This window comes from Actinomadura spongiicola, from assembly GCF_003432485.1.
GTDB lineage: Bacteria > Actinomycetota > Actinomycetes > Streptosporangiales > Streptosporangiaceae > Spirillospora > Spirillospora spongiicola.
Genome location: NZ_QVNQ01000011.1, coordinates 272695 through 291544, shown reverse-complemented (window position 1 = coordinate 291544; position 18850 = coordinate 272695). Strand labels below are relative to the sequence as shown.

At 71.7% G+C, this 18850-nt stretch carries 22 protein-coding genes and 1 pseudogene; 12 read left to right on the top strand and 11 right to left on the bottom strand.

Annotated elements, in window-relative coordinates; genetic code table 11:
- Both D0T12_RS30305 and D0T12_RS30300 read left to right on the top strand, forming a co-directional pair.
- A pseudogene (locus tag D0T12_RS30305) lies at positions 1-374 on the top strand (NDP-hexose 4-ketoreductase); the annotation flags it as partial.
- A gap of 18 nt (positions 375-392) precedes the next feature.
- Positions 393-971, top strand: a complete 579-nt coding sequence (locus D0T12_RS30300) for a hypothetical protein (RefSeq protein WP_117403914.1) — start codon at positions 393-395, stop codon at positions 969-971.
- A 19-nt stretch (positions 972-990) separates the two neighbouring features.
- On the opposite strand, the gene D0T12_RS30295 is transcribed toward D0T12_RS30300, so the two are convergent.
- From D0T12_RS30295 to D0T12_RS30245, 11 genes are all read right to left on the bottom strand, one after another.
- A complete protein-coding gene (locus D0T12_RS30295) occupies positions 991-1230 on the bottom strand; it encodes a DUF6059 family protein (RefSeq protein WP_117403913.1) in 240 nt (79 codons plus the stop codon).
- 62 nt (positions 1231-1292) lie between these two features.
- Complete coding sequence (locus D0T12_RS30290) at positions 1293-2195, bottom strand: SAM-dependent methyltransferase (protein WP_117403912.1); 903 nt, start codon at positions 2193-2195, stop codon at positions 1293-1295.
- Positions 2196-2403: 208 nt separating this feature from the next.
- Positions 2404-3165 carry an aldo/keto reductase gene (locus tag D0T12_RS30285; protein ID WP_233526370.1) on the bottom strand — a complete coding sequence of 254 codons (762 nt, stop codon included), beginning with the start codon at positions 3163-3165 and terminating at the stop codon, positions 2404-2406.
- A 48-nt stretch (positions 3166-3213) separates the two neighbouring features.
- A complete protein-coding gene (locus D0T12_RS30280; RefSeq protein WP_117403908.1) occupies positions 3214-4470 on the bottom strand; it encodes an ABC transporter substrate-binding protein in 1257 nt (418 codons plus the stop codon).
- A complete protein-coding gene (locus tag D0T12_RS30275; protein WP_233526369.1) occupies positions 4388-5512 on the bottom strand; it encodes a branched-chain amino acid ABC transporter permease in 1125 nt (374 codons plus the stop codon). The genes D0T12_RS30280 and D0T12_RS30275 overlap by 83 nt, the downstream gene beginning before the upstream one ends.
- A complete protein-coding gene (locus tag D0T12_RS30270; protein WP_117403906.1) occupies positions 5505-6392 on the bottom strand; it encodes a branched-chain amino acid ABC transporter permease in 888 nt (295 codons plus the stop codon). Before D0T12_RS30270 ends, D0T12_RS30275 begins: the two co-directional genes overlap by 8 nt.
- Positions 6389-7147: an ABC transporter ATP-binding protein gene (locus D0T12_RS30265; RefSeq protein ID WP_117403904.1), complete on the bottom strand. Its 759-nt coding sequence runs from the start codon at positions 7145-7147 to the stop codon at positions 6389-6391. The genes D0T12_RS30270 and D0T12_RS30265 overlap by 4 nt, the downstream gene beginning before the upstream one ends.
- Entirely contained in the window at positions 7144-7926 is a 783-nt protein-coding gene (locus tag D0T12_RS30260; protein ID WP_117403902.1) for an ABC transporter ATP-binding protein, read from the bottom strand. The genes D0T12_RS30265 and D0T12_RS30260 overlap by 4 nt, the downstream gene beginning before the upstream one ends.
- Before the next feature lie 133 nt (positions 7927-8059).
- The gene (locus tag D0T12_RS30255) at positions 8060-8932 is read right to left on the bottom strand and encodes an IclR family transcriptional regulator (protein WP_117403900.1); all 873 of its coding nucleotides are present in this window, start codon (positions 8930-8932) and stop codon (positions 8060-8062) included.
- Between the two features lie 146 nt (positions 8933-9078).
- Positions 9079-10659: a class I adenylate-forming enzyme family protein gene (locus tag D0T12_RS30250; protein ID WP_117403898.1), complete on the bottom strand. Its 1581-nt coding sequence runs from the start codon at positions 10657-10659 to the stop codon at positions 9079-9081.
- Between the two features lie 160 nt (positions 10660-10819).
- Positions 10820-11542, bottom strand: coding sequence for a TetR/AcrR family transcriptional regulator (locus D0T12_RS30245; RefSeq protein ID WP_117403896.1), 723 nt, complete (start codon positions 11540-11542; stop codon positions 10820-10822).
- A gap of 117 nt (positions 11543-11659) precedes the next feature.
- Here D0T12_RS30245 and D0T12_RS30240 point away from each other — a divergent pair, with 117 nt between their 5' ends.
- Genes D0T12_RS30240 through D0T12_RS30200 form a run of 10 tightly spaced genes read left to right on the top strand, consistent with a single transcriptional unit; the run spans position 11660 to position 18770 of the window.
- Positions 11660-12499: an alpha/beta fold hydrolase gene (locus D0T12_RS30240; protein WP_117403894.1), complete on the top strand. Its 840-nt coding sequence runs from the start codon at positions 11660-11662 to the stop codon at positions 12497-12499.
- The gene (locus D0T12_RS30235; RefSeq protein ID WP_117403892.1) at positions 12496-12789 is read left to right on the top strand and encodes a hypothetical protein; all 294 of its coding nucleotides are present in this window, start codon (positions 12496-12498) and stop codon (positions 12787-12789) included. The genes D0T12_RS30240 and D0T12_RS30235 overlap by 4 nt, the downstream gene beginning before the upstream one ends.
- A 2-nt stretch (positions 12790-12791) precedes the next feature.
- Complete coding sequence (locus D0T12_RS30230; RefSeq protein ID WP_117403890.1) at positions 12792-13634, top strand: DODA-type extradiol aromatic ring-opening family dioxygenase; 843 nt, start codon at positions 12792-12794, stop codon at positions 13632-13634.
- Positions 13624-13983: a non-heme iron oxygenase ferredoxin subunit gene (locus tag D0T12_RS30225; RefSeq protein ID WP_117403888.1), complete on the top strand. Its 360-nt coding sequence runs from the start codon at positions 13624-13626 to the stop codon at positions 13981-13983. Before D0T12_RS30230 ends, D0T12_RS30225 begins: the two co-directional genes overlap by 11 nt.
- Positions 13980-15287, top strand: a complete 1308-nt coding sequence (locus tag D0T12_RS30220) for an aromatic ring-hydroxylating oxygenase subunit alpha (RefSeq protein WP_117403886.1) — start codon at positions 13980-13982, stop codon at positions 15285-15287. The genes D0T12_RS30225 and D0T12_RS30220 overlap by 4 nt, the downstream gene beginning before the upstream one ends.
- Positions 15284-15790 (top strand): 3-phenylpropionate/cinnamic acid dioxygenase subunit beta, encoded by a 507-nt coding sequence (locus D0T12_RS30215; RefSeq protein WP_117403885.1) that lies wholly within the window; start codon positions 15284-15286, stop codon positions 15788-15790. The genes D0T12_RS30220 and D0T12_RS30215 overlap by 4 nt, the downstream gene beginning before the upstream one ends.
- Before the next feature lie 21 nt (positions 15791-15811).
- Positions 15812-16645, top strand: a complete 834-nt coding sequence (gene hcaB / locus D0T12_RS30210) for a 3-(cis-5,6-dihydroxycyclohexa-1,3-dien-1-yl)propanoate dehydrogenase (protein ID WP_117403884.1) — start codon at positions 15812-15814, stop codon at positions 16643-16645.
- Positions 16642-17286, top strand: coding sequence for an LLM class F420-dependent oxidoreductase (locus tag D0T12_RS30205; RefSeq protein WP_233526368.1), 645 nt, complete (start codon positions 16642-16644; stop codon positions 17284-17286). Before hcaB ends, D0T12_RS30205 begins: the two co-directional genes overlap by 4 nt.
- 6 nt (positions 17287-17292) lie before the next feature.
- Positions 17293-17622 (top strand): LLM class oxidoreductase, encoded by a 330-nt coding sequence (locus D0T12_RS36820; RefSeq protein WP_233526367.1) that lies wholly within the window; start codon positions 17293-17295, stop codon positions 17620-17622.
- Positions 17619-18770 carry an NAD(P)/FAD-dependent oxidoreductase gene (locus tag D0T12_RS30200; protein WP_117403883.1) on the top strand — a complete coding sequence of 384 codons (1152 nt, stop codon included), beginning with the start codon at positions 17619-17621 and terminating at the stop codon, positions 18768-18770. Before D0T12_RS36820 ends, D0T12_RS30200 begins: the two co-directional genes overlap by 4 nt.
- Positions 18771-18850: the final 80 nt, after the last annotated feature.

Sequence of the window (18850 nt, the reverse complement as noted above, 5' to 3'; positions counted from 1 at the left end):
AGCTCACCCCGAACGAGATCATCCAGATCGTGGACCTGATGATCGCCAAGGTCGATGACCGGCTCAAGGACCGCGACATGGGGATCGAGCTTCAGCAGGAGGCCAAGGACCTGCTGGCCCTGCGCGGTTACGATCCGGTGTTGGGTGCGCGGCCGTTGCGGCGCACGATCCAGCGGGAGATCGAGGACCAGCTGTCGGAGAAGATCCTGTACAGCGAGCTCAAGGCCGGGCAGATCGTGCTGGTCGGCACCGAGGGCTTCGATCCCGACGACAAGGAGAACACGGTGGAGAACGCCAAGTTCACCTTCAAGGGCGTGCCCAAACCCAACACCGTCCCCGACAGCCCACCCACGGCCGGAATAACCTCCGCCTGAACGGAGAGATCGTCGTAGATGAGCACGCAGCAGGCGTTCTGGCTGGACAACCGGCACGACAGGGAGGCCGGTGAAAGCGGTGCGGGCCGCTACGCGGAGACGCTCTTCGCCAACCTCGGTGAGTTCGAGGGAACCTGGGGCGACATCGCGCCCGTCTCGTTCGCCTGCGCCGCGTGGCGGGTCGCCACGCCGCCGATCTCGTCACCCGGCCTGGTGCGCTGGCACCGCCGGGTGCTGTCGGTGTCCTGCGTCCGCAACACCTGGGACGGGTCGCTGACCGCCGGGGTGACGCTCGTGTCGCCGCTGCCGGACGCGCTGCAGACGACCCGTACGTGGTGGCGCGACCGCGGCTGGCAGGGCTGGCCGGAGGTCTTCGGTCAGTTCGTCGAACCCGCCCAACAGGACCTGGCCAAGGTCCCCTACGCGCGGGCGACGCTGCTGGTCGACGCCCCACTGCCGCTTGAGGGTCTACCGGCCGCGCCCGACGACCCGGACGACCACCTCGTCGACACCGCCCACCGCGCCCTCACCGTCATGGTCGCCGGGCTGAACGAACTGTTGACGCCCATCATCACGCAACTGGAAAGCGCCCCCTGAGAACACCGGACCGGTCCGCTCAGTCCCGCAGCAGCCCGTCGAGCTGACGCCACAGGTGTTCTTCCTCGGCCGTGGGCGGCTCCGCCGACACGCGCTCCGGATGTCCGGACGGCGGCGCCGTCAGTTCAGGCGTGGCGCCACGCGACGCCGACCGCTTCGTGCGCGGCATCGGATGTCCCAGCAGCACACCGCACACATAACCGATCTCCTCCATCAGGTGCCCGAGGAAGACCTTGATTCGACGCCGGTTCTTGGCCACGGGGCTTTCCCCTCTGTGCGGATCGCTTCGCGGCAATTAAAACCGAGGCGTCTAAAGCGCCGCTAATCGCCGTCGACAATGGCCTCGCCGGGCTTTGTCGCGCTGACGACGACGTAGTCGACGTTGAGTTCGTCCGCCGACTCGCGCCGCACCTCCCGCCGCAACTGCCAGAGGAGAAGGTTCTTCAAGCCTCTCGTCCGGAGATGAGGATCAAGAATCTTCCGTGCGAAGTACTTCCGCAGTGGCGCGTACACGCGGTCGCCAATGGAGACCAGGCGGACATCGTGGAATCCGGCTCCCTTGAGACGGTCGACGTAACCGTCCGCCGGATACCAGTTGGCCGGGTGGACGGCCCTGCCGATCCGGTTCTCCCGCCTGGCGGGCACCGGCCCCGAGCCCCTGGTCGGCGGAATGATGTCGGCGAGGGCCAGCACGCCCCCGGGACGAAGAACCCGGTAAGCCTGACGGAAGAAATCCTCGCGGGTACGGAAATGGAACGCCGATTCCAACGCGACCACCCGGTCGAAACTCCCTTCCGCGAAGTCCAGCGAAGTCGCCGACCCTTCCTGGAAGGTGAGGCCGCCTTCGAGGCCCCTGGCGCGCTCCGCGGCCGCCCGCACATGGTGCGGAGTGATGTCGACTCCCACGATCCGCCCGGGTTCACGTGTGCGCAGCCAGTGGAAGTCCTGCTCGCCGTAGCCGCAACCGACATCGAGAATGTGATCGCCCGCGGTGAACCGGGCATGGTCGGCCAGAAGATCGGCGAGGGCCCGGGAGGCGTCGTCGAGGCTCTCGCACCCGTCGTCCCAGTACCCGAAGTTCAGATAGGACGTGTCGGTCAGTTGCTCGCCCAGACTGAAAGAGGCGTACAACTCATAACGCCGCCGCACCCGCCCCTCCGGGGGCGCCGTCAACAGCAGGGCCATCTTCTTCAGCGCGACAAGGTCCGCGGCGATCGTCGACATCAGTGTTTGCCGTCCAGATCGAAATACCCGAGACCCGCATTTTCATTCCCCACACTCACTTGCGTCAACACCGCCCCCGCCTGCCTTTAGACACGCTTTAGCCGTCGAACGATTCATGGCCGCGCGGCGGTCTCGGTCGTGGCGTCAATGCTGACATTCGCCTGGTGAGCGGGCGGCGCCGTCCCGCCGGGTCGGCGCCGCCCCTCGGTCAGGTCAGGGAGTCGATGGCCGCGACCTCTTCTTCGGTGAGGGCGAAGCCGTTCAGGTCGAAGTTGGAGGCGATGCGCTCGCGGCGGGAGGAGCGGGGGATGACGACGATGTCGTGTTCGAGGTGCCAGCGGAGGACGACCTGGGCGGGGGTGACCCCGTGCCGTTCAGCGATCTCGGTGAGGGTCGGGTCGTTCAGGTCGGCGTTCTTGAGGCCGCTGTAGCCTTCGACGACGACTCCCCGGCGGTGGTGTTCCTCCAAAAGGGCCGGGTCGTGCCGGGAGGGGCTCCAGGAGATCTGGTTGACGGCGGGTTGGCGGCCCGTCGCCTTGGTCAGCAGGTCGATCTGTTCCGGGCTGTAGTTGCTCACTCCGGCATTGCGGACCAGGCCCGCGTCCTTGGCGTCCAACAGGGCCTGCCATGTCGGGACGAGGTCGTCCTCGCCGGTCGGCCAGTGGATGAGCCAGAGGTCCACGTAGTCGGTGTCGAGGAGGCGGAGGCTCGACTCCAGGGCGCCGCGGGCCTGCCGCGCGTCCTGCGGGCGCAGCTTGGTGGTGATGAAGACCTGCTCCCGGTCCAGGCCGCTGTCCTTGACGGCTCGGCCGACGTCCGCCTCGTTCTTGTACAGCGTCGCGGTGTCGAGATGCCGGTAGCCGATGTCCAACGCGGCGCGGACCGAGTCGTACGCCGTCGTGCCCCGCAGTTCCCAGGTTCCGAAACCGATCAGCGGCAGCGCGGTGCCCTCAGGCAGGTTCACAGTCATGCTTGGCATTCTGCCCGTTCGCGGCCCGAGGGCCCGCGCCGCCGTCGCTCATCCGACCTTGTACTCGGGGGTGATCTGGGCGCGGTACAGGCCGGTCTCCGCGACCAGGCCGCCCTCGGCGGACCCGTCGACCCTGGAGATGAACGTCTGCGTCGACGCGGGGGCGCCGCGGACGGTGAAGTCCATCGGGGCCATCAGCCCGCCGGTGTCGAGGCTCTTCAGCTTCCGGTAGGCGGTGCCCAGCCCTTCGCGGGTGAGGTCCTTGTCGGTGCACGCCTGCTTGAGCGCTTCACCGATGACCTGCGCGGACACGTAGCCGTAGTCGACCAGCGCGTTCGGGGGCTCGTTCGGGTGCTTGGCCTTGAACAGCGCCGCCACCTCCTTCGGGCCCGGTGCGTCCGCTCCGTAGGGGGCGTAGGACGTCAGGACGGTCAGGTTCTTCTCCAGCGCCGCGCGGACGGGAGTGTCGAGCAGCGCCGGGTCGAACCCGGGGGTCTGCGTCACGATGGGCACGTCCAGGCCGATCGAGCGGGTCACGCCCGCGACGGACGCGGTCTGGCGGGCCGACGCGCTGAGCAGGATCGCCTTCGCCCCGTCCGACTTCAGCCTGGTGACCTGGGCGGTGAGGTCCGCGTCGGTCGCCTTGATCTGGACGCCCCTCAACGTCAGGCCGAGCCGTCCCGCTGCCCAGGTGCTGCCCTTCAGGGCGTTGGTGCCGTACTCGCCCTCGAAGTAGATGTGGCTGACCGTGTCGCCCTTGGCGAGCTTCCCCTTCGACACGAGATGGGCCAGACCGTTGATCATGTCGATGTCGTAGGTGGTGCCGAGGACCGCCAGGTACTCGCTCTTCAGCAGGGACGACGCGAACGACGACGGCACCGTGAGCAGCTTCTTCGTCGTGATCTCCGGCTCCAGCGCGGCGGTGATCGGCGAGCCGAGCAGATGCGTGATGCCGAGCACCTGCGGCTCCAGTTCGCTGAACGCGACGGTGGCCTTCTGGACGTCGTAGCCGTGGTCCTTCACGACCAGTTCCAGGCGCCGCCCGCAGATGCCCCCGGCCTTGTTGATCTTGTCGATATAGAGCTGGTTGCCCTGGACCTGGGTGCGGCCGAGCGGCCCGAAGACGGCGCCCGACAGGTCGCTCATCGCGCCGAGCCGGATCGTCTTCGCGGTGACGCCGGGGCCCGTCTTCACCCCGTCGTCGCCCGCGCCGCCCGTGCCCTCAGCGGCCTTGCCGCTGCAACCGGCGACGAGAAACGCCAGGCAGAGCGCGCCGAGCGCGGTCCATCGTGATCGTGATGGCATGGGGTCTTCCCTTCTGAGCTGAACCGATGACGAACGCGACGATCGCCGCGCCGTAGAGCAGGCGGACGGCGGTGGCGGCGTCGATCCCGTCCTCGCCGGGCCGGGCGAACACGCCGATCGCGTCGCCGTAGTGGGACAGGACGAGCGGCGTCCCGGTGATGAACGCCGCGCCGACCGCGGCGCCGCGGACCGAGCCGAGGCCGCCGATGACGACCATCGCCAGGTACTCGACCGACAGGACCAGGCCGAAGTGGTCGGGGACGACGCGCCGCGCGGTGAGCGCGATCAGGATCCCGGCGACCCCGGCGTACATCGCGGAGAACACGAACGCGCCCGCCCGGTACCGGCGCAGCGGAACGCCCATGCTCGCGGCGGCGATCGGGTTCTGCCGCATGAGGCGCAGCGCCCGGCCCGGCCTGCCGCGGACGATCCGTCCCGCGACGACGTAGGCGGCGACCGCGCAGAGGAGGGCCATGTACCAGAGGCGCTCCCGGGCACCGAACGGCACGCCCAGCAGCACCAGGTCCGGTTCGTCGCCGGTCAACTCGAACCCCAGGACGGACAGTTCGGGGATCGGACGTCCGTTGAAGCCACCGGTCACCGGACGGGCGTTGAACAGGACGTGCTGTCCGAGGAACACCAGGCCGAGGGACGCGACGCCCAGGTAGAGGCCGTGGAGCCGTCCCGCGACCGGGCTGAACGCCAGCCCGGCGGCCCCGGCGAGGGCGACGGCGAGCAGCGCGGCGACGGTCGTCGGCAGGCCGGGCCCGGACAGGGTCGTCCCGGCGGAACCGGCGCCGGGCTCGCCCGCGAGGAACGCGTAACCGTACGCGCCGACGGCCAGGAAGAAGGCGTGCGCCAGGGACAGTTGCCCCGCCGACCCCACCAGGACGGTCAGCCCGATCGCGCCGATGATCGCGGCCATCACGAACGCGCCGACCTGCAACCAGAACGCGTCGAGGTAGTAGGGCATCGCGAGGAGGAGCAGGAGCGCCGCCGCCGTCCCCGCGTACCGGGTGACCTTGGACGTGGGCCTAGACACGGACGGCCTCCCTGCTCCCGAACAGCCCGGACGGTCGCCACAACAGGACGAGGATCATCAGCAGGTAGGGCGTGACGTCCCCGGCACCCTGGCCGAGGAAGCCCAACTCGTCGCCGTATCCCGCGACGAGGGTCTCGGCGACGCCGACCGCGAGACCGCCCAGCACGGCGCCCTCGGGGGAGTCCAGCCCGCCGATGATCACGGCGGGGATGGCGCGCAGGGCCAGCAGCCCGGTGTGCGCCTCCACCCCGGTGTTGGGGAAGGCGACGAGGAACAGTCCGGCGAGCGTGGCGAGCGCGTCGCCGATCAGCCAGGACGCGCCGCGGACACGCCGGAGCCTGATCCCCATGAGCGTCGCGACCTCCGGGTCGGCGGCCGCGGAACGCCAGGAGACGCCCCAGGCGGTGCGTTGGAACACCACGAACAGCAGCCCGATCACCAGCAGCGCCGACAGCAGCGCCGCGACCCGCGCGTGCGGGACGGTCAACCCCGCGACCCGCAGCACCCCGTCCGACCACGGGTCGCCGGTCGGCATCACCCGCGACCCGACGCGGCGGGCGAGTTCGGTGGCGAGCAGCACGTCCGCGCCGATCGTCAGGATCGACAGCGTCATGTGGTCGCCGTGCCGGACGAGCCCGACCAGCCCGTACAGGGCGAGGCCGCCGAGCGCGCCCGCCGCGAGCCCGAACCCGAGCGCGGCCCAGAAACCGACATGCGGGGACAGCACCGCGACGATGTAGGCGCCGAGCAGCAGGATCGATCCCTGGGCGAAGTTCACCACCCGGGTGCCCTTGAAGATCACGGCGAAGCCGACGGCGATGAGGGCGTAGATCGATCCGAGCGAGACGCCGATGGCGAGAAGTTCGATCAGGCGGTTCATGGGTGTGCTCCCAGGTAGGCGCGCAGGACGTCCGGATGTTCGCGGACATGCGCGGGCGGCCCGTCGGCGATGACCCGACCGAAGTCGAGGACGGTGATCCGGTCGGCGAGGCCCATGACGAGCGGCATGTCGTGCTCCACGAGCACCACCGACACGCCGAGCACCTCGCGGGTCTCCCGGATCAGCGCGACGGTCGCCGCCTTCTCGTGGTAGGTCATCCCGGCGACGGGCTCGTCCAGCAGCAGGACCCGCGGTTCCATCGCGAGCGCGCGGGCGAACTCGACCCGCTTGCGGTCGCCGTAGGACAGTTCGGCGACGGGCGTGTCCAGGACGTCCGCGAGCCCGCTGAACTCGGCGATCTCGGTGACCCGCAGCCGGTGCCGGTGCTCCTCCCGGCGGACGCGGCGCAGCCCGAGCCCCGCGGACACGAAACCGGCGCCGGTGAGGTGGTGCCGGGCGACCATCAGGTTGTCCAGGACGGTGTCCGCACCGCCGAGCGCGATGTTCTGGAACGCGCGGGCGACGCCCAGCCCGGCGACCACGTGCGGTGGGAGCCCGGTCAGCTCCCGGTCGCCGAGGCGGATCGAGCCGCCGACCGCGTAGATGCCGCAGACGGCGTTGAAGCACGAGCTCTTGCCCGCGCCGTTCGGCCCGATCACGGCGTGGACGCTGCCGGGCTCGACGTCGAAGGACACCCCGTCGAGCGCCCGCACGCCGCCGAAGTTCAGGGAGACCTCCCGCAGGCTGAGCCTCATGGCACCCACACGCTCAGCGAGCGGCCCCGGCCGGTCGTCGTCGGCTCGGGTCCGCGCGGGTCGCCGAGGTAGCGGGCCCGCACCTCGTCGGACGCCTCCAGGTCCGCGGCGTCGCCCTCCAGCGCCACCGTCCCGGCCTCCATGACGTAGGCGTGGTCGGCGATCGACAGGGCCATGGCCGCGTTCTGCTCCACCAGGAGGACGGCCGTGCCCTGCGCCCGGATCTCGGTGACGACGCGTCCGATGTGCTCGACCATCTTCGGGGCGAGGCCGAGGGACGGCTCGTCGAGCAGCAGCATGTCCGGCTCCGACATCAGCCCCCGGCCGATCGCGAGCATCTGCTGCTCGCCGCCCGACAGCAGCCCCGCGCGCTGGTCGCGGCGCTCGGCCAGCACCGGGAACAACGCGTGGACGCGGTCGTACGCCTGCGCGCGCACCGACCGGGACCCGGCGCGGACCGCCCCCGCCCGCAGGTTGTCCTCCACGGTCATGCCCGCGAAGACCCGCCGACCCTCGGGGACCTGGACGACGCCCGACCCGACGATCCAGGCCGGGTCCCGGCCGGTGATCGTCTCCCCGCGAAAGGTGATCCTGCCTCCGGCGACACGGCCACCGTGGTGGTCGAGCACACCGGAGATCGCCCGCATCAGCGTGGTCTTGCCGGCGCCGTTGCTGCCCAGCACCGCGACCACACCGGAGGCCGGACACGACAGCGAGCAATGGTCGAGGGCGGTCATGTGCGGGCCGTACCGCACGGTCAGGTCTGTGACTTCCAACATCTGGACGGGCCCTCCTCCACAGGGAGTGCATGGCTGTTATGCGGCTCGACTGTGAACCGAGCCCGGGAGAACCGAAAGCGGATGTGCCGCCATGTGGCACGGCGCGAGAACGCGCAGGCCAAAGGGGAGAAGATCAGAGCCGACGCGGGGCGCTCGCCGACGTGGCCGACAGAGCGCGGGACGCCTGGTGCGCCACCCGCCGCAGGGCTGGCGCGAGCCGGGCCGGGTCGAACCTGTGGTCCGCGACGACGACGGACAGCGCCGCCACGGGACGCCGCCCGGCGCCCATGATCGGGGTCGCGACGCAGCAGAGGCCGGTCACGGTCTCCTGCCGGTCGACGGCGATACCGTCCTCCCGGACGCGCCGCAGCTCCCGCCGCAACGCCTCGGGGTCGCGGATCGTGTACGGGGTGTGCGCCGGCAGGGGGCCGTCGACGACGAGTTCGGCCGCGTCGTGGTCGAAGGCCAGCAGCGCCTTCCCGACGCCCGTGGAGTGCGCGGGACGGCGGCACCCGATCTCGGACGGCACCCGCGCCGACCGGTGACCGTGCAGCTTGTAGACGTACACGATCTCGGTGCGGTGCAGCACCGCCAGATGCACGGTCTCATGGGTCATGCCGTGCAGGTCGACCAGGTACGGCAGGAGCCGCTCGCGCAGCAGCCCCGGGCCGGGCCCGTACACGCGGGTGCCGATGTCGAACAGCCGCGCGCTGAGCCGGTAGCCTCCGCCGACCCGGTCGACGAGGCCGTTGCGTTCGAGGATGCCGAGCAACCGGAAGGTCGTGGACTTGGTCAGCCGGGTCCGCCGGGCGAGTTCGCTCACCCCGATCTCGGTGTCGTACTCGGCGATCGACTTCAGCAGCGTGACGGCCTTGTCGACGGCCGTCCGCCTGTCCCCGTCCGCCGCCCGCGTGGTGGTGACGAGGGAGAGGAATGGGTCCGTGGCGGGCGTCCCCGGCCCGCCGCCGTCCCAGGTGACGCGTTCTTTGAGTGGTCCGCCCGCCATATGCGATCACTTCCGTCGGTGAGGTCCGGTCGGCCGAACCCGTCGACGCGTCCCACCGGATCTCGTTGGCGGACCGTCCGTGGAGTTCGCGGCGTGCTCGGCGGCAGTGCAGGGGAACGGGAGACGGACCACGCTGTCCGCCCGGGTCAGCTCGTGGACGGCCGCGCGCCGGGCGCGAGCGCCGGATGGCGGCGCAACGCGATCCGGTCGATCTTGTTGGCCGGGGTGCGGGGGAGCTGCGGAACGGCGATGATCCGCACCGGCTGCTTGTAGGCGGCCAGGTGCCGCGCGCAGTGCTCGGTGAGCTCCGCCGAATCGAGCGGGGCGTCCGGCCCGGCCGCCACGAAAGCGACGGGACGCTCGCCCTTGCGGTCGTCGGGGACGCCGACCGTGGCGGACTCGGCCACGGCCGGGTGCGCCAGCAGCACGTCGTCGATCTCGCGTGGATAGACGTTGAAGCCGCCCACGATGATCATGTCCTTCTTGCGGTCGACGATGTGCAGGTAGCCGTCCTCGTCGAAGCGCCCCATGTCGCCGGTGTGGAACCAGCCGTCGGTGAGCGCCTCGATCGGCGCGCCGTCCAGCCCGAGGTAGTGGCGCAGCATGTGCGGGGCGCGGACGCGGATCTCGCCCGTCATGCCCGTCGGCAGCGGCTCGTGGCCGGTCAGGTCGACGATCTGGATCTCGACGCCCGGGGTGGGCAGCCCGACCGAGCCGGGCCGCGGGGGCGCGTCGGGCGGGTTGCAGGCGATCGGCGCCAGCTCCGTCATGCCGTACGCCTCGTGGATGGACAGGCCGGTCGTCGCCCGCCAGCGTTCCTGGAGGTCCGCGGAGATCGCCGAACCGCCTCCCTGGCAGACCCGCAGCGCCGACAGGTCGACGTCCGCCAGCGCCGGGACGGACAGGACGCCGCCGTAGACGGCCGCAGGACCGCCGCTGAACATGGTCGCGCGGTGCCGTTCCAGTTCTTGGACGACGGTCGCGGGAACGAACCGGGGAACCATGACCAGGCCGCCACGCGCGTACACCGGGTGCAGGAAGCCGATCGCGAGGCCCCAGATGTGGAACATGGGCGCCACGTTGAGCCAGATCTCCTCGTCCAGCCGGGTCGGCCAGCACAGTTCGGCGCCCTCGACCGTGCTCAGCAGGGCCTCGTGGGTGTACTCCACGCCCTTGGGCAGGCCGGTGGTGCCGCCGGTGAACAGCAGCGCCGCCCGGTCGCCGGGCGCGGGGTCGCTCACCGCCTCGGGGGTGGAGCCGCCGTCCGGGCGCAGGTCCTGGTCGGTGACCGGAAGGATCGTCAGCCCGAGTTCGGTGGCGGCGTCGTGCGGTCCGGGCGCCTCGGCCGCCGCGTCGGTGAGCACGAGCGCCGGTGCCGACGCTCGTAGCAGCGGGGTCAGCTCGGCGGGGGTGTAGCCCGGGTTCAGGCAGGCGACGCGGCCGCCCGCGGCCCAGACCGCGAAGATCGCCACCGCCATGCGCGGCGAGTTGGGCATCGCGAGCGCGACCGTGCCGCCGCGTGCGCCCGCCGCCGCCAGCCGTGCCGCGAGGACGTCCGCGGCCCGGCCGAACTCGGCGTAGGTCAGGGTCTGGTCGCCGCACGTCACGGCCGTCCGCCCGGGGGCGTGGGCGACCGCGTCGCGCAACGCCCCGACGATCGTGGTGACGCGGCGGCCCTCCGCCATCGGCCGCTCACCACCGGGGACGGTCTCGTCCAGAGCAGGCATGGGGTTCTCCTCTCACCCGCGGTGGATTTTTTCTATCGTTCAATTGATTGAACGTCAACACCCACATCGACGCAGGTCGAACCCGCGAGGCGGACGAGAGGCGACCGGGAGGCGACCGGGAGGCGAGCCAAGGACGGCGCCGCCGGGTCGGCCGGACGGGTCAGTCGCCGGGCGCCGGGGGCAGCCCGATCAGATCGCAGAACGCGGCGGCGACCTGGTCGGCGTCGAACTCGTCGGGCTTGAACCACCAGTGCATCCAGCTCATCATTCCGAGGATCCCCTCGCTGACGACGCGCGTCGGATGCCCGGACGGCAGGATCCCCTGTTCCTGGGCGCGTGCCACCACCTCCTCGACCCGGACGACGAAGTCTCGCTCGTGGCCGCTGACCTCGCGGCCGACGTCCTTGGGCAGCGAGCGGAACTCCTTCCAGTACACCGCGAACGTGCGCTGGTTGAGCGCCAGCGCGCGCACGAACGCCTCGATCATGCGGCGCAACTGGATCTCGGGTGGGGCGGGCTCGGCGAGCGCGTCGTCCAGGGCGCCGGTGAAGTCGCGGTCGACCTGCCGCGCGATCTCCGTCATGAGGACTTCCTTGGAGCCCACATAGTGGTAGATCGTCGGCTGGCTCATCCCGGCCCGCTCGGCGATCTCCTTGGTGGTGCCCCGCTCGTAGCCTCGGGTGAAGAACACCTCGGCGGCCACGTCGAGGATCCGGCGGCGCTTGACCTCCCAGTCGTCGGCGCGGCTGCCGGGCTTGCGTCCCGGCCGCCTTCGCGTCGCCTTCACGCCGTTCCCGGTGCCGTTCTTTTCGCCGTTCGGTGCCTGGTCAGCGACCCCGCCGGGGGCCTGTTCCGTCTGTGGTGCCGCCTTCTCCGGTGTCATCCGCCGATGGTACCCAACGTCCGATCGGTCGACCGATCGGCTTTACAGTGCGGGGACTCGGCTGCTAACTTCCGTTTTATTCGATTGATCGACCGACCGAATTGAGGGGTGGTGTCGATGGACAGCGGGCTTCGCGACGAGGCCGCCCGGACCCGCCGGATCATGGCCGCCGGGCACGAGACCGTCTACCACGAGGCGGGCTCCGGACGGCCCGTGGTGCTGCTGCACGGGTCCGGGCCGGGCGTGTCCGCCTGGTCCAACTGGTCGCGGACCCTGCCGGAGCTGGCGCGGCACCACCGGGTGCTCGCCCCCGACATCGCCGGGTTCGGCCGCACGAGCTTCCAGGAGGACGCCACCTACGGCATCAAGCTGTGGGTCCGGCACCTGTTCGGGTTCCTGGACGCCCTGGCCATCCCGTCCGCGGTGCTGGTCGGCAACAGCTTCGGCGGCGGTCTGGCGCTGGCCGCCACGTTGCGCGACCCGTCCCGCGTGGACGGTCTGGTCCTGCTCGGCACCCCGGCCGGGACGTTCACGATGACCGAGGGGCTCCGGGCGGGCTGGCACTACGAGCCGGACCTCGACGAGATGCGCCGCATCCTGCGGCTGTTCCCGCACGATCCCGACCTGGTCACCGACGAGATGGTGCGCGCACGGTACGAGGCGAGCGCCCGTCCGGGCGCGCAGGACGCGTACCGCAAACTGATCCCCGAGCCCGCGCCGGGGGACACGCCCATCAGAGGCGTCCCCGAGGAGCGGCTCCGGACCATCGACCGTCCCACCCTGGTCGTGCACGGCCGCGAGGACGGCGTCATCCCGGTCGAGCTGGGCTGGCGCCTGGCCCGCGAGATACCGTCCGCCGACCTGCACGTGTTCGGCCACTGCGGCCACTGGGTGCAGTTGGAGCGGCACGCCGCCTTCACCGCCCTCGTCGACGACTTCGCCGGACGGCTGTCATGAGCCTCGCGGGCGTCGAGAAGGCGCTGTACGACCTGAACACCGACCGGCGCGCCCGGGAGACGTTCACCGAGGACCCCGACCGCTTCGCCCGCCGCTACCGGCTCACCGGCGGCGAGCTGCGCCTGCTCACCGACCGGGACGTGCGCGCCCTGGCCGGGCTCGGCGCCAACCCGATGCTGGTGTGGGGCTTCTGGCTGATGCTCCCCGCCGCGGGCGAACGGGGCGACAAGGCATATCTGGCCCGGATGCGCGGTGACGTCCCCGCGTCCGGCGGACCGAGGGGAGAGTGACCATGGGCACCGTCGTCGGCGGCTTCCTGCTGCCCCACGACCCGATGATGCTCACGCATCCGGACGCGCCGCCCGCGCCGGTGCGCGACCGGGTGCACCACGCCTACGCGGAGATCTCGCGGCGGCTCGCCGCGCTGGACCCCACCACCGTGCTGATCATCGGCGCGGACCACTACATCCTGTTCGGCCCCGGCTGCCTGCCGCAGATGCTCATCGCCACCGGCGACCTGGACGGCCCCGTCGAGCGGCTTCCCGGGCTGACGCGCGGCCCGCTGCCCGACAACGCGCCGCTGGCCCGGCACATCGCCGCCCACGGGCACCGCAACGGCGTCGACTGGGCGGTCGCGCCGACCTTCACCGCGGACCACTCCGTCGTCATCCCCTACCACCTGGTCGCCGAGCCGCTCGGCGTGCCCGTGATCCCCGTCTACCTGGCGTGCGGCGTCGAGCCGCTGATCCCGTTGCCGCGCGCCGTCCGCGTCGGCGAGGCGATCCGCGCGGCCGTCCAGGACGCGGACGAGGACGAACGCGTCGTCGTCATCGGCAGCGGCGGCATCAGCCACTGGGTCGGGACGGAGCGGATGGGCGAACTCAACACCGACTTCGACCGGATGGTCCTCGACCGCGTCACGGCGGGCGACACCGCCGGGCTCGCCGGGCTCGACGACGGGCGGATCCAGGCGGAGGCGGGCAACGGCGCCCTGGAGATCCGCACGTTCGTCGCGGCGATGGCGGCCGTCGGGCCGTGCCGGGGCGAGGTCATCGGCTACGAGGCGGTCCCCGAGTGGATCACCGGCCTCGGGTTCGCCGAGCTGCTCCCGCTGGAGACGGCCGATGCGCTCTGACGTCACCGACCGCGGGTGCCGCACGGTCCTGTGCCGCCTCGCGGACGTGCCGCCCGGACGGATGCTGCGCGTGGTCACCGAGGAAGCGGGCCCGGTCCTGGTCGCCAACGTGGACGGGACCGTGCACGTCACCGACGACACCTGCACGCACGCCGAGGCGTCCCTCAGCGACGGCGACCTGGAAGGCGACCGGGTGGTGTGCCCCGTCCACTGGGCGGAGTTCGACCTCGCGAGCGGGCGGCCCCTGTGTTTCCCGGCGACCCGTCCCCTCACCGTCTACCCGGCGGCCGTCGAGGACGGTCACGTCGTCGCCCACCTCGCCCCCTCGGCCCAGGAGGCATCCTCATGACCACCGGAACCGACCCGGAACTGCTTTCCCTCTGCGGCTTGGACGACGGCTGGCTCGACCGCCGCGTCTTCTGGGACCAGGCCGTCTACGAACTGGAACTGGAACGCATCTTCGCCCGGTGCTGGTTGTTCGTCGCGCACGAGTCCCAGCTGCCGAAGCCCGGGTCGTTCCTCACCACCTGGATGGGGGAGGACAACGTCCTCGTCGTCCGGCGGCGTGACGGGTCCATCGGCGCCTACCTCAACAGCTGCCCCCACCGGGGCAACCGAGTGTGCACCGCCGAGGCCGGGACCGCCCGCGGATTCGTGTGCAACTACCACGGCTGGTCGTTCGGCCTGGACGGGACGCTCAACGGCGTCCACGAATCGGCCGCGTACGGACGCGAACCCACCTTCGACCAGGCCCGGCTCGGCCTCACCCCCGTCGCGCGGCTCGACACCTACAAGGGACTGGTGTTCGCCACGTTCGACCCCGACGCGCCGCCGCTGCGCGACTACCTCGGCGAGTTCACGTACTACCTCGACGTGATGCTCGACAACGACGCGGGCGGGACCGAGTTCGCGGGCGGTTCGATCAAGTCCGTGCTGGGCTGCAACTGGAAGATCGCGGCGGAGAACTTCGCGGGCGACGCGCTGCACGCCGGATGGACGCACGCGTCCGGCGCGGAGGCCATGATCGGACGCGGTGTCGCCGAACTCGGCGCGGACGACGCCGATAGCTACCACGTCAACGCGCACGGCCACTGCTGGGAGTTCAACCTCGACGGCGTCGGCAACGCCGCCACCCTCGGCGACAAACGGATCATGAACTATCTGCGGGAGAACCAGGAACGGGTCGCCGAACGGCTCGGCGAGCTGCGCGCCCGCATGGTCGGGTCGATCAGCTCGGTGAACGTCTTCCCGAACTTCTCGTTCCTCCCGGGCCAGAACACGTTCCGCACCTGGCAGCCCAAGGGCCCGCACCGCACCGAGCTGCACACGTGGGTGCTGGTCAACCGGAACGCTCCACCGGAGGTCAAGGACGCCTGGCGCAAGGGCGCGATGATGACGTTCTCCCCGTCCGGCGTCTTCGAGATGGACGACGGCGAGAACTGGGAACTCGCCACACGCTCCAACCAGGGCGTGGTGACGCGGCGGCAGCGGCTCTACTACGGTCTCGGGTCCGACACCGCGATCGACCACCCCGAACTGCCGGGGAACGTGCACCGCGGCCAGATCAACGACGCCAACCAGCGGGCGTTCTACCGGCGCTGGTCACAACTGCTGCGCGCCGCGACATGGGACGACCTGGAGAAGACGCGATGACCTCGGCGGAGGTGTACTGGGAGGTCCACGCGTTCCTGGCGTACGAGGCGCGGCTGCTGGACGAGGAACGCTACCCCGAGTGGCTCGACCTGTTCTGCGACGACGCCCACTACTGGGTGCCCGGGGTGGAGAACCGGGGCCGGGCCGACACCGAGGGCAGCTACGCCCCGTCCCGCATGGCCTACTTCGACGACACGCTCGACGACCTGCGCCGCCGGGTCGTCCGGTTCACGGCCCCGACCGCGTGGGCGGAGGACCCGGCGACCCGGCACCTGCACGTGGTGTCCAACATCGAGGTCGAGGACACGGACACGGCGGGGGAACTGCTCGTCCGCTCGGTCATCGTCAACCATCGCGGACAGGGCGACATCGACTCGGCCACCCTGTACGGGCGGCGCGAAGACGTGTTGCGCCGCACCCCCGAGGGGTTGCGCATCGCGCGGCGGCTCGTCGTGCTGCGGCACGCGGTCCTGCCCGCCAAGAACATCAACACCTTCTTCTGACCCGCGAGGACGGCGACTGGAATGACGGCACAGCAACGACCCGCCGGGCCGCCCGGTCGGCTCGACGGCCGGGTGGCGCTGGTGACCGGCGGCGGCAGCGGCATCGGCCGCGCGGTCGTCGACCGCTACGTCGCCGAGGGCGCCCGTGTCGGCGTCCTGGAACGCGATGCCGGGCGGGCCGCCGCGCTCACCCGCGACCACGGCGACCTGGTCACGGTCGAGGTCGGCGACGTCCGGGCGGCGGACGCCCACGCCGCGTCCGTCGCCCGGACCCTGGACGCGTTCGGCCGCCTCGACGCCTACGTCGCCAACGCGGGCGTCTACGACTACGCGGCGTCCTTCGAGGACATGGACGGCTTCCGGCTCACCGGCGCGTTCGACGAACTGTTCCGCACGAACGTGCTCGGCCCGATGCTCGGTGCGCACGCGGCGCTGCCCGCGCTCCGCCTGACCGGCGGCACGCTCATCTTCACCGTGTCGTCCAGCGGCCTGTACGCGGGCGGCGGCGGGACGCTGTACGTCGCGTCCAAGCACGCGGTCATCGGTTTGATCCGGCAGCTCGCCCACGAACTGGCGCCCGAGATCCGGGTGAACGGCGTGGCCCCGGGCGCCACCCGCACGGCCCTGGCCGGGCTGGACGCGCTCGGCAGCGCAGGTCACCGCCTGGACGAGCGGCTCGGACGGATCGCCCGGCACATCCCCCTCGGGTTCGTCAGCGACGCGGACGACCACGCCGGGCTGTACGTCCTGCTCGCCGACCCCCGCGACTCCCGTTTCATGACCGGGACGGTGCTGCCCAGCGACGGCGGCCTGGAGGTTCGCGGCGGACGCCCCCGGACGGAGGCGGCCCGATGACCACCGGACCGGCCGCACGACTGTCGGTCTCCCTCGGCCTCTGGCAGGACAGGCCACCGGGGGAGGCGCTGGACACGGCCGTCCTCGCCGACGCCCTCGGATTTCCGGAGCTGTGGATCGGGGAGATGGCCACCTACGACGCGTTCGCGCTGGCGACGGCGATCGCCGCGCGAACCGGGTCGATCGCGCTGACGACCGGGCCGCTGCCGGTCGCGGTCCGCGACCCGGTGATGATCGCGATGGGGGTCGCGTCGCTCGCGGACCTCACCGGCCGTCCCGTCGCGGTGGCGCTCGGCAACTCCAGCCCCCATGTCGTCGAGCAGTGGCACGGCCGCGACCGGCGCAACCCGCCGGAGGCCCTCGCGGAATCGGCGCGGCTGGTCCGGCGCCTGCTCGCGGGCGACCGCCCGGACTTCGAGGGCAAGGTGCTGCGCACGCACGGATACCGGCTGCGGCTGCCCCCACCCGCGGCGCCCATCACCATCGCCGCGTTCGGACCGGCCGCGATCCGCGTCGCCGCGCGGCAGGGTGACCGGATGGTGGTCAGCCTCGTCACGCCGGAGGCGGCCGGGCGGCTCGCCGCGTCACTGCTGTCCGAGGCACTCGAACTCGACGTCGAGGTGCCGCCCGTCGCCGCGTGAGTCCCGGTGGCCGTGGACGGAGGCGACCAGGCCCGCGAGCAGGTCCGCCGGGCCGTCGTCGGCTACCTGGCCGCCCCCGGCTATGCCCAGATGTTCGAGGAGGCCGGGTTCGGGGACGTGGTCGCGTTCGCCCGGAGTCGCCCGCACCCCGGTGAGCTGCTGGCGGCCGTCCCGGACGAACTCGTCCACGCGATCGCGGCACTCGGCGACGAGGAGGCGGTCGGTGAACGCCTCGCGTCCTACGACGTCGACGAGATCGCCGTCCTGCCCTGCTGCACCGACGACGACCCGGCGGGCGAACGCACCCTGCGCGCGCTGACCCGGCACCTGTCATGAGCGGCGACACCCCGCGCCGCGTCGTCATCGTCGGCGGCGGCCTCGCCGGGCACACCGCCGCCGTGACGCTGCGCGCGGCGGGCTACGACGGCGGTATCACCCTGCTCACCGCGGAACCGCACCCGCCCTACGACCGTCCGCCGCTGTCGAAGGAACTACTGGCCGGGACGGTCGACGACACCACCCTCCCGACCGACCTCGCGGACCTCGACGTCGACCTGCGGCTACGGTGCCGTGCCCTGCGGCTGCGCCCGGACGCCGTGGAGAGCACCGGCGGCGCCCACCGCCACGACGCCGTCATCCTCGCGACCGGCTCGTCACCCATCGGGCTGGCCGGGGCGTCCCGCGCCGTCCACGAACTGCGCACGGTCGAGGACGCGCGGCGGCTGCGCGCGGCACTGCGGGAGGCCGACTCGGTCGCGGTCGTCGGCGCGGGCTGGGTCGGCAACGAGGTGGCCACCCGGGCCGCCGCCCTGAACCTGAAGGTCACCGTCGTCGACGCCGCGCCCACGCCCCTCGCGCGGGCGCTGCCCGCCGCGCTCGGCGAGCACCTCGTCCCGTGGTTCGCCGCGCAGGGGATCGATCTCCGGCTGAGAACGCTCGTCGACGGCGTGGACGAGCGCGGCGTCCGCCTCACCGACGGCGGCCGTGTGGACGCCGACATCGTCGTGACGGGCATCGGCGCCCGGCCCGACACCGGCTGGCTCCTGGGAAGCGGCGTCCCCCTTTCGCCGGACGGCGCCGTCGAGGCCGACGCGACCCTGCGCGCCGGGCCGGGCCCGGTGTACGCGGCCGGGGACATCGTCCGGTGGCCGTCCCGGCTGTTCGGCGCCCGGATCCGCGTCGAGCACTGGGACCACGCCGCGGCGTCCGCCCGGACCGCCGCCCGCAACCTCCTCGGCCACGCCGAACCCTACGACCCGGTGCCGTACTTCTGGTCCGACCAGCTCGGGCACCGCCTCCAGTACGTCGGCCACCACCACGGCGCCGACCGGCTCGTCCTGCGCGGCGACCCGGCCGGGGAGGACCCCTGGACGGCCCTGTGGTTCCACGGCGAACGGCTCCGCGCGGCGCTCGCCGTCGACGACCCGCGAGGCGCCCGCGACGCCCGCCGCCGCATAGCCGAACCGGACACTCGAAGTCGATGAGGGTGTCCCGAAGATCACCATAGGGGTGCCCCCACGGTCGCTCAGGGTGATCCCCGCAGTGTGCCCGGGTCGGCGACGAT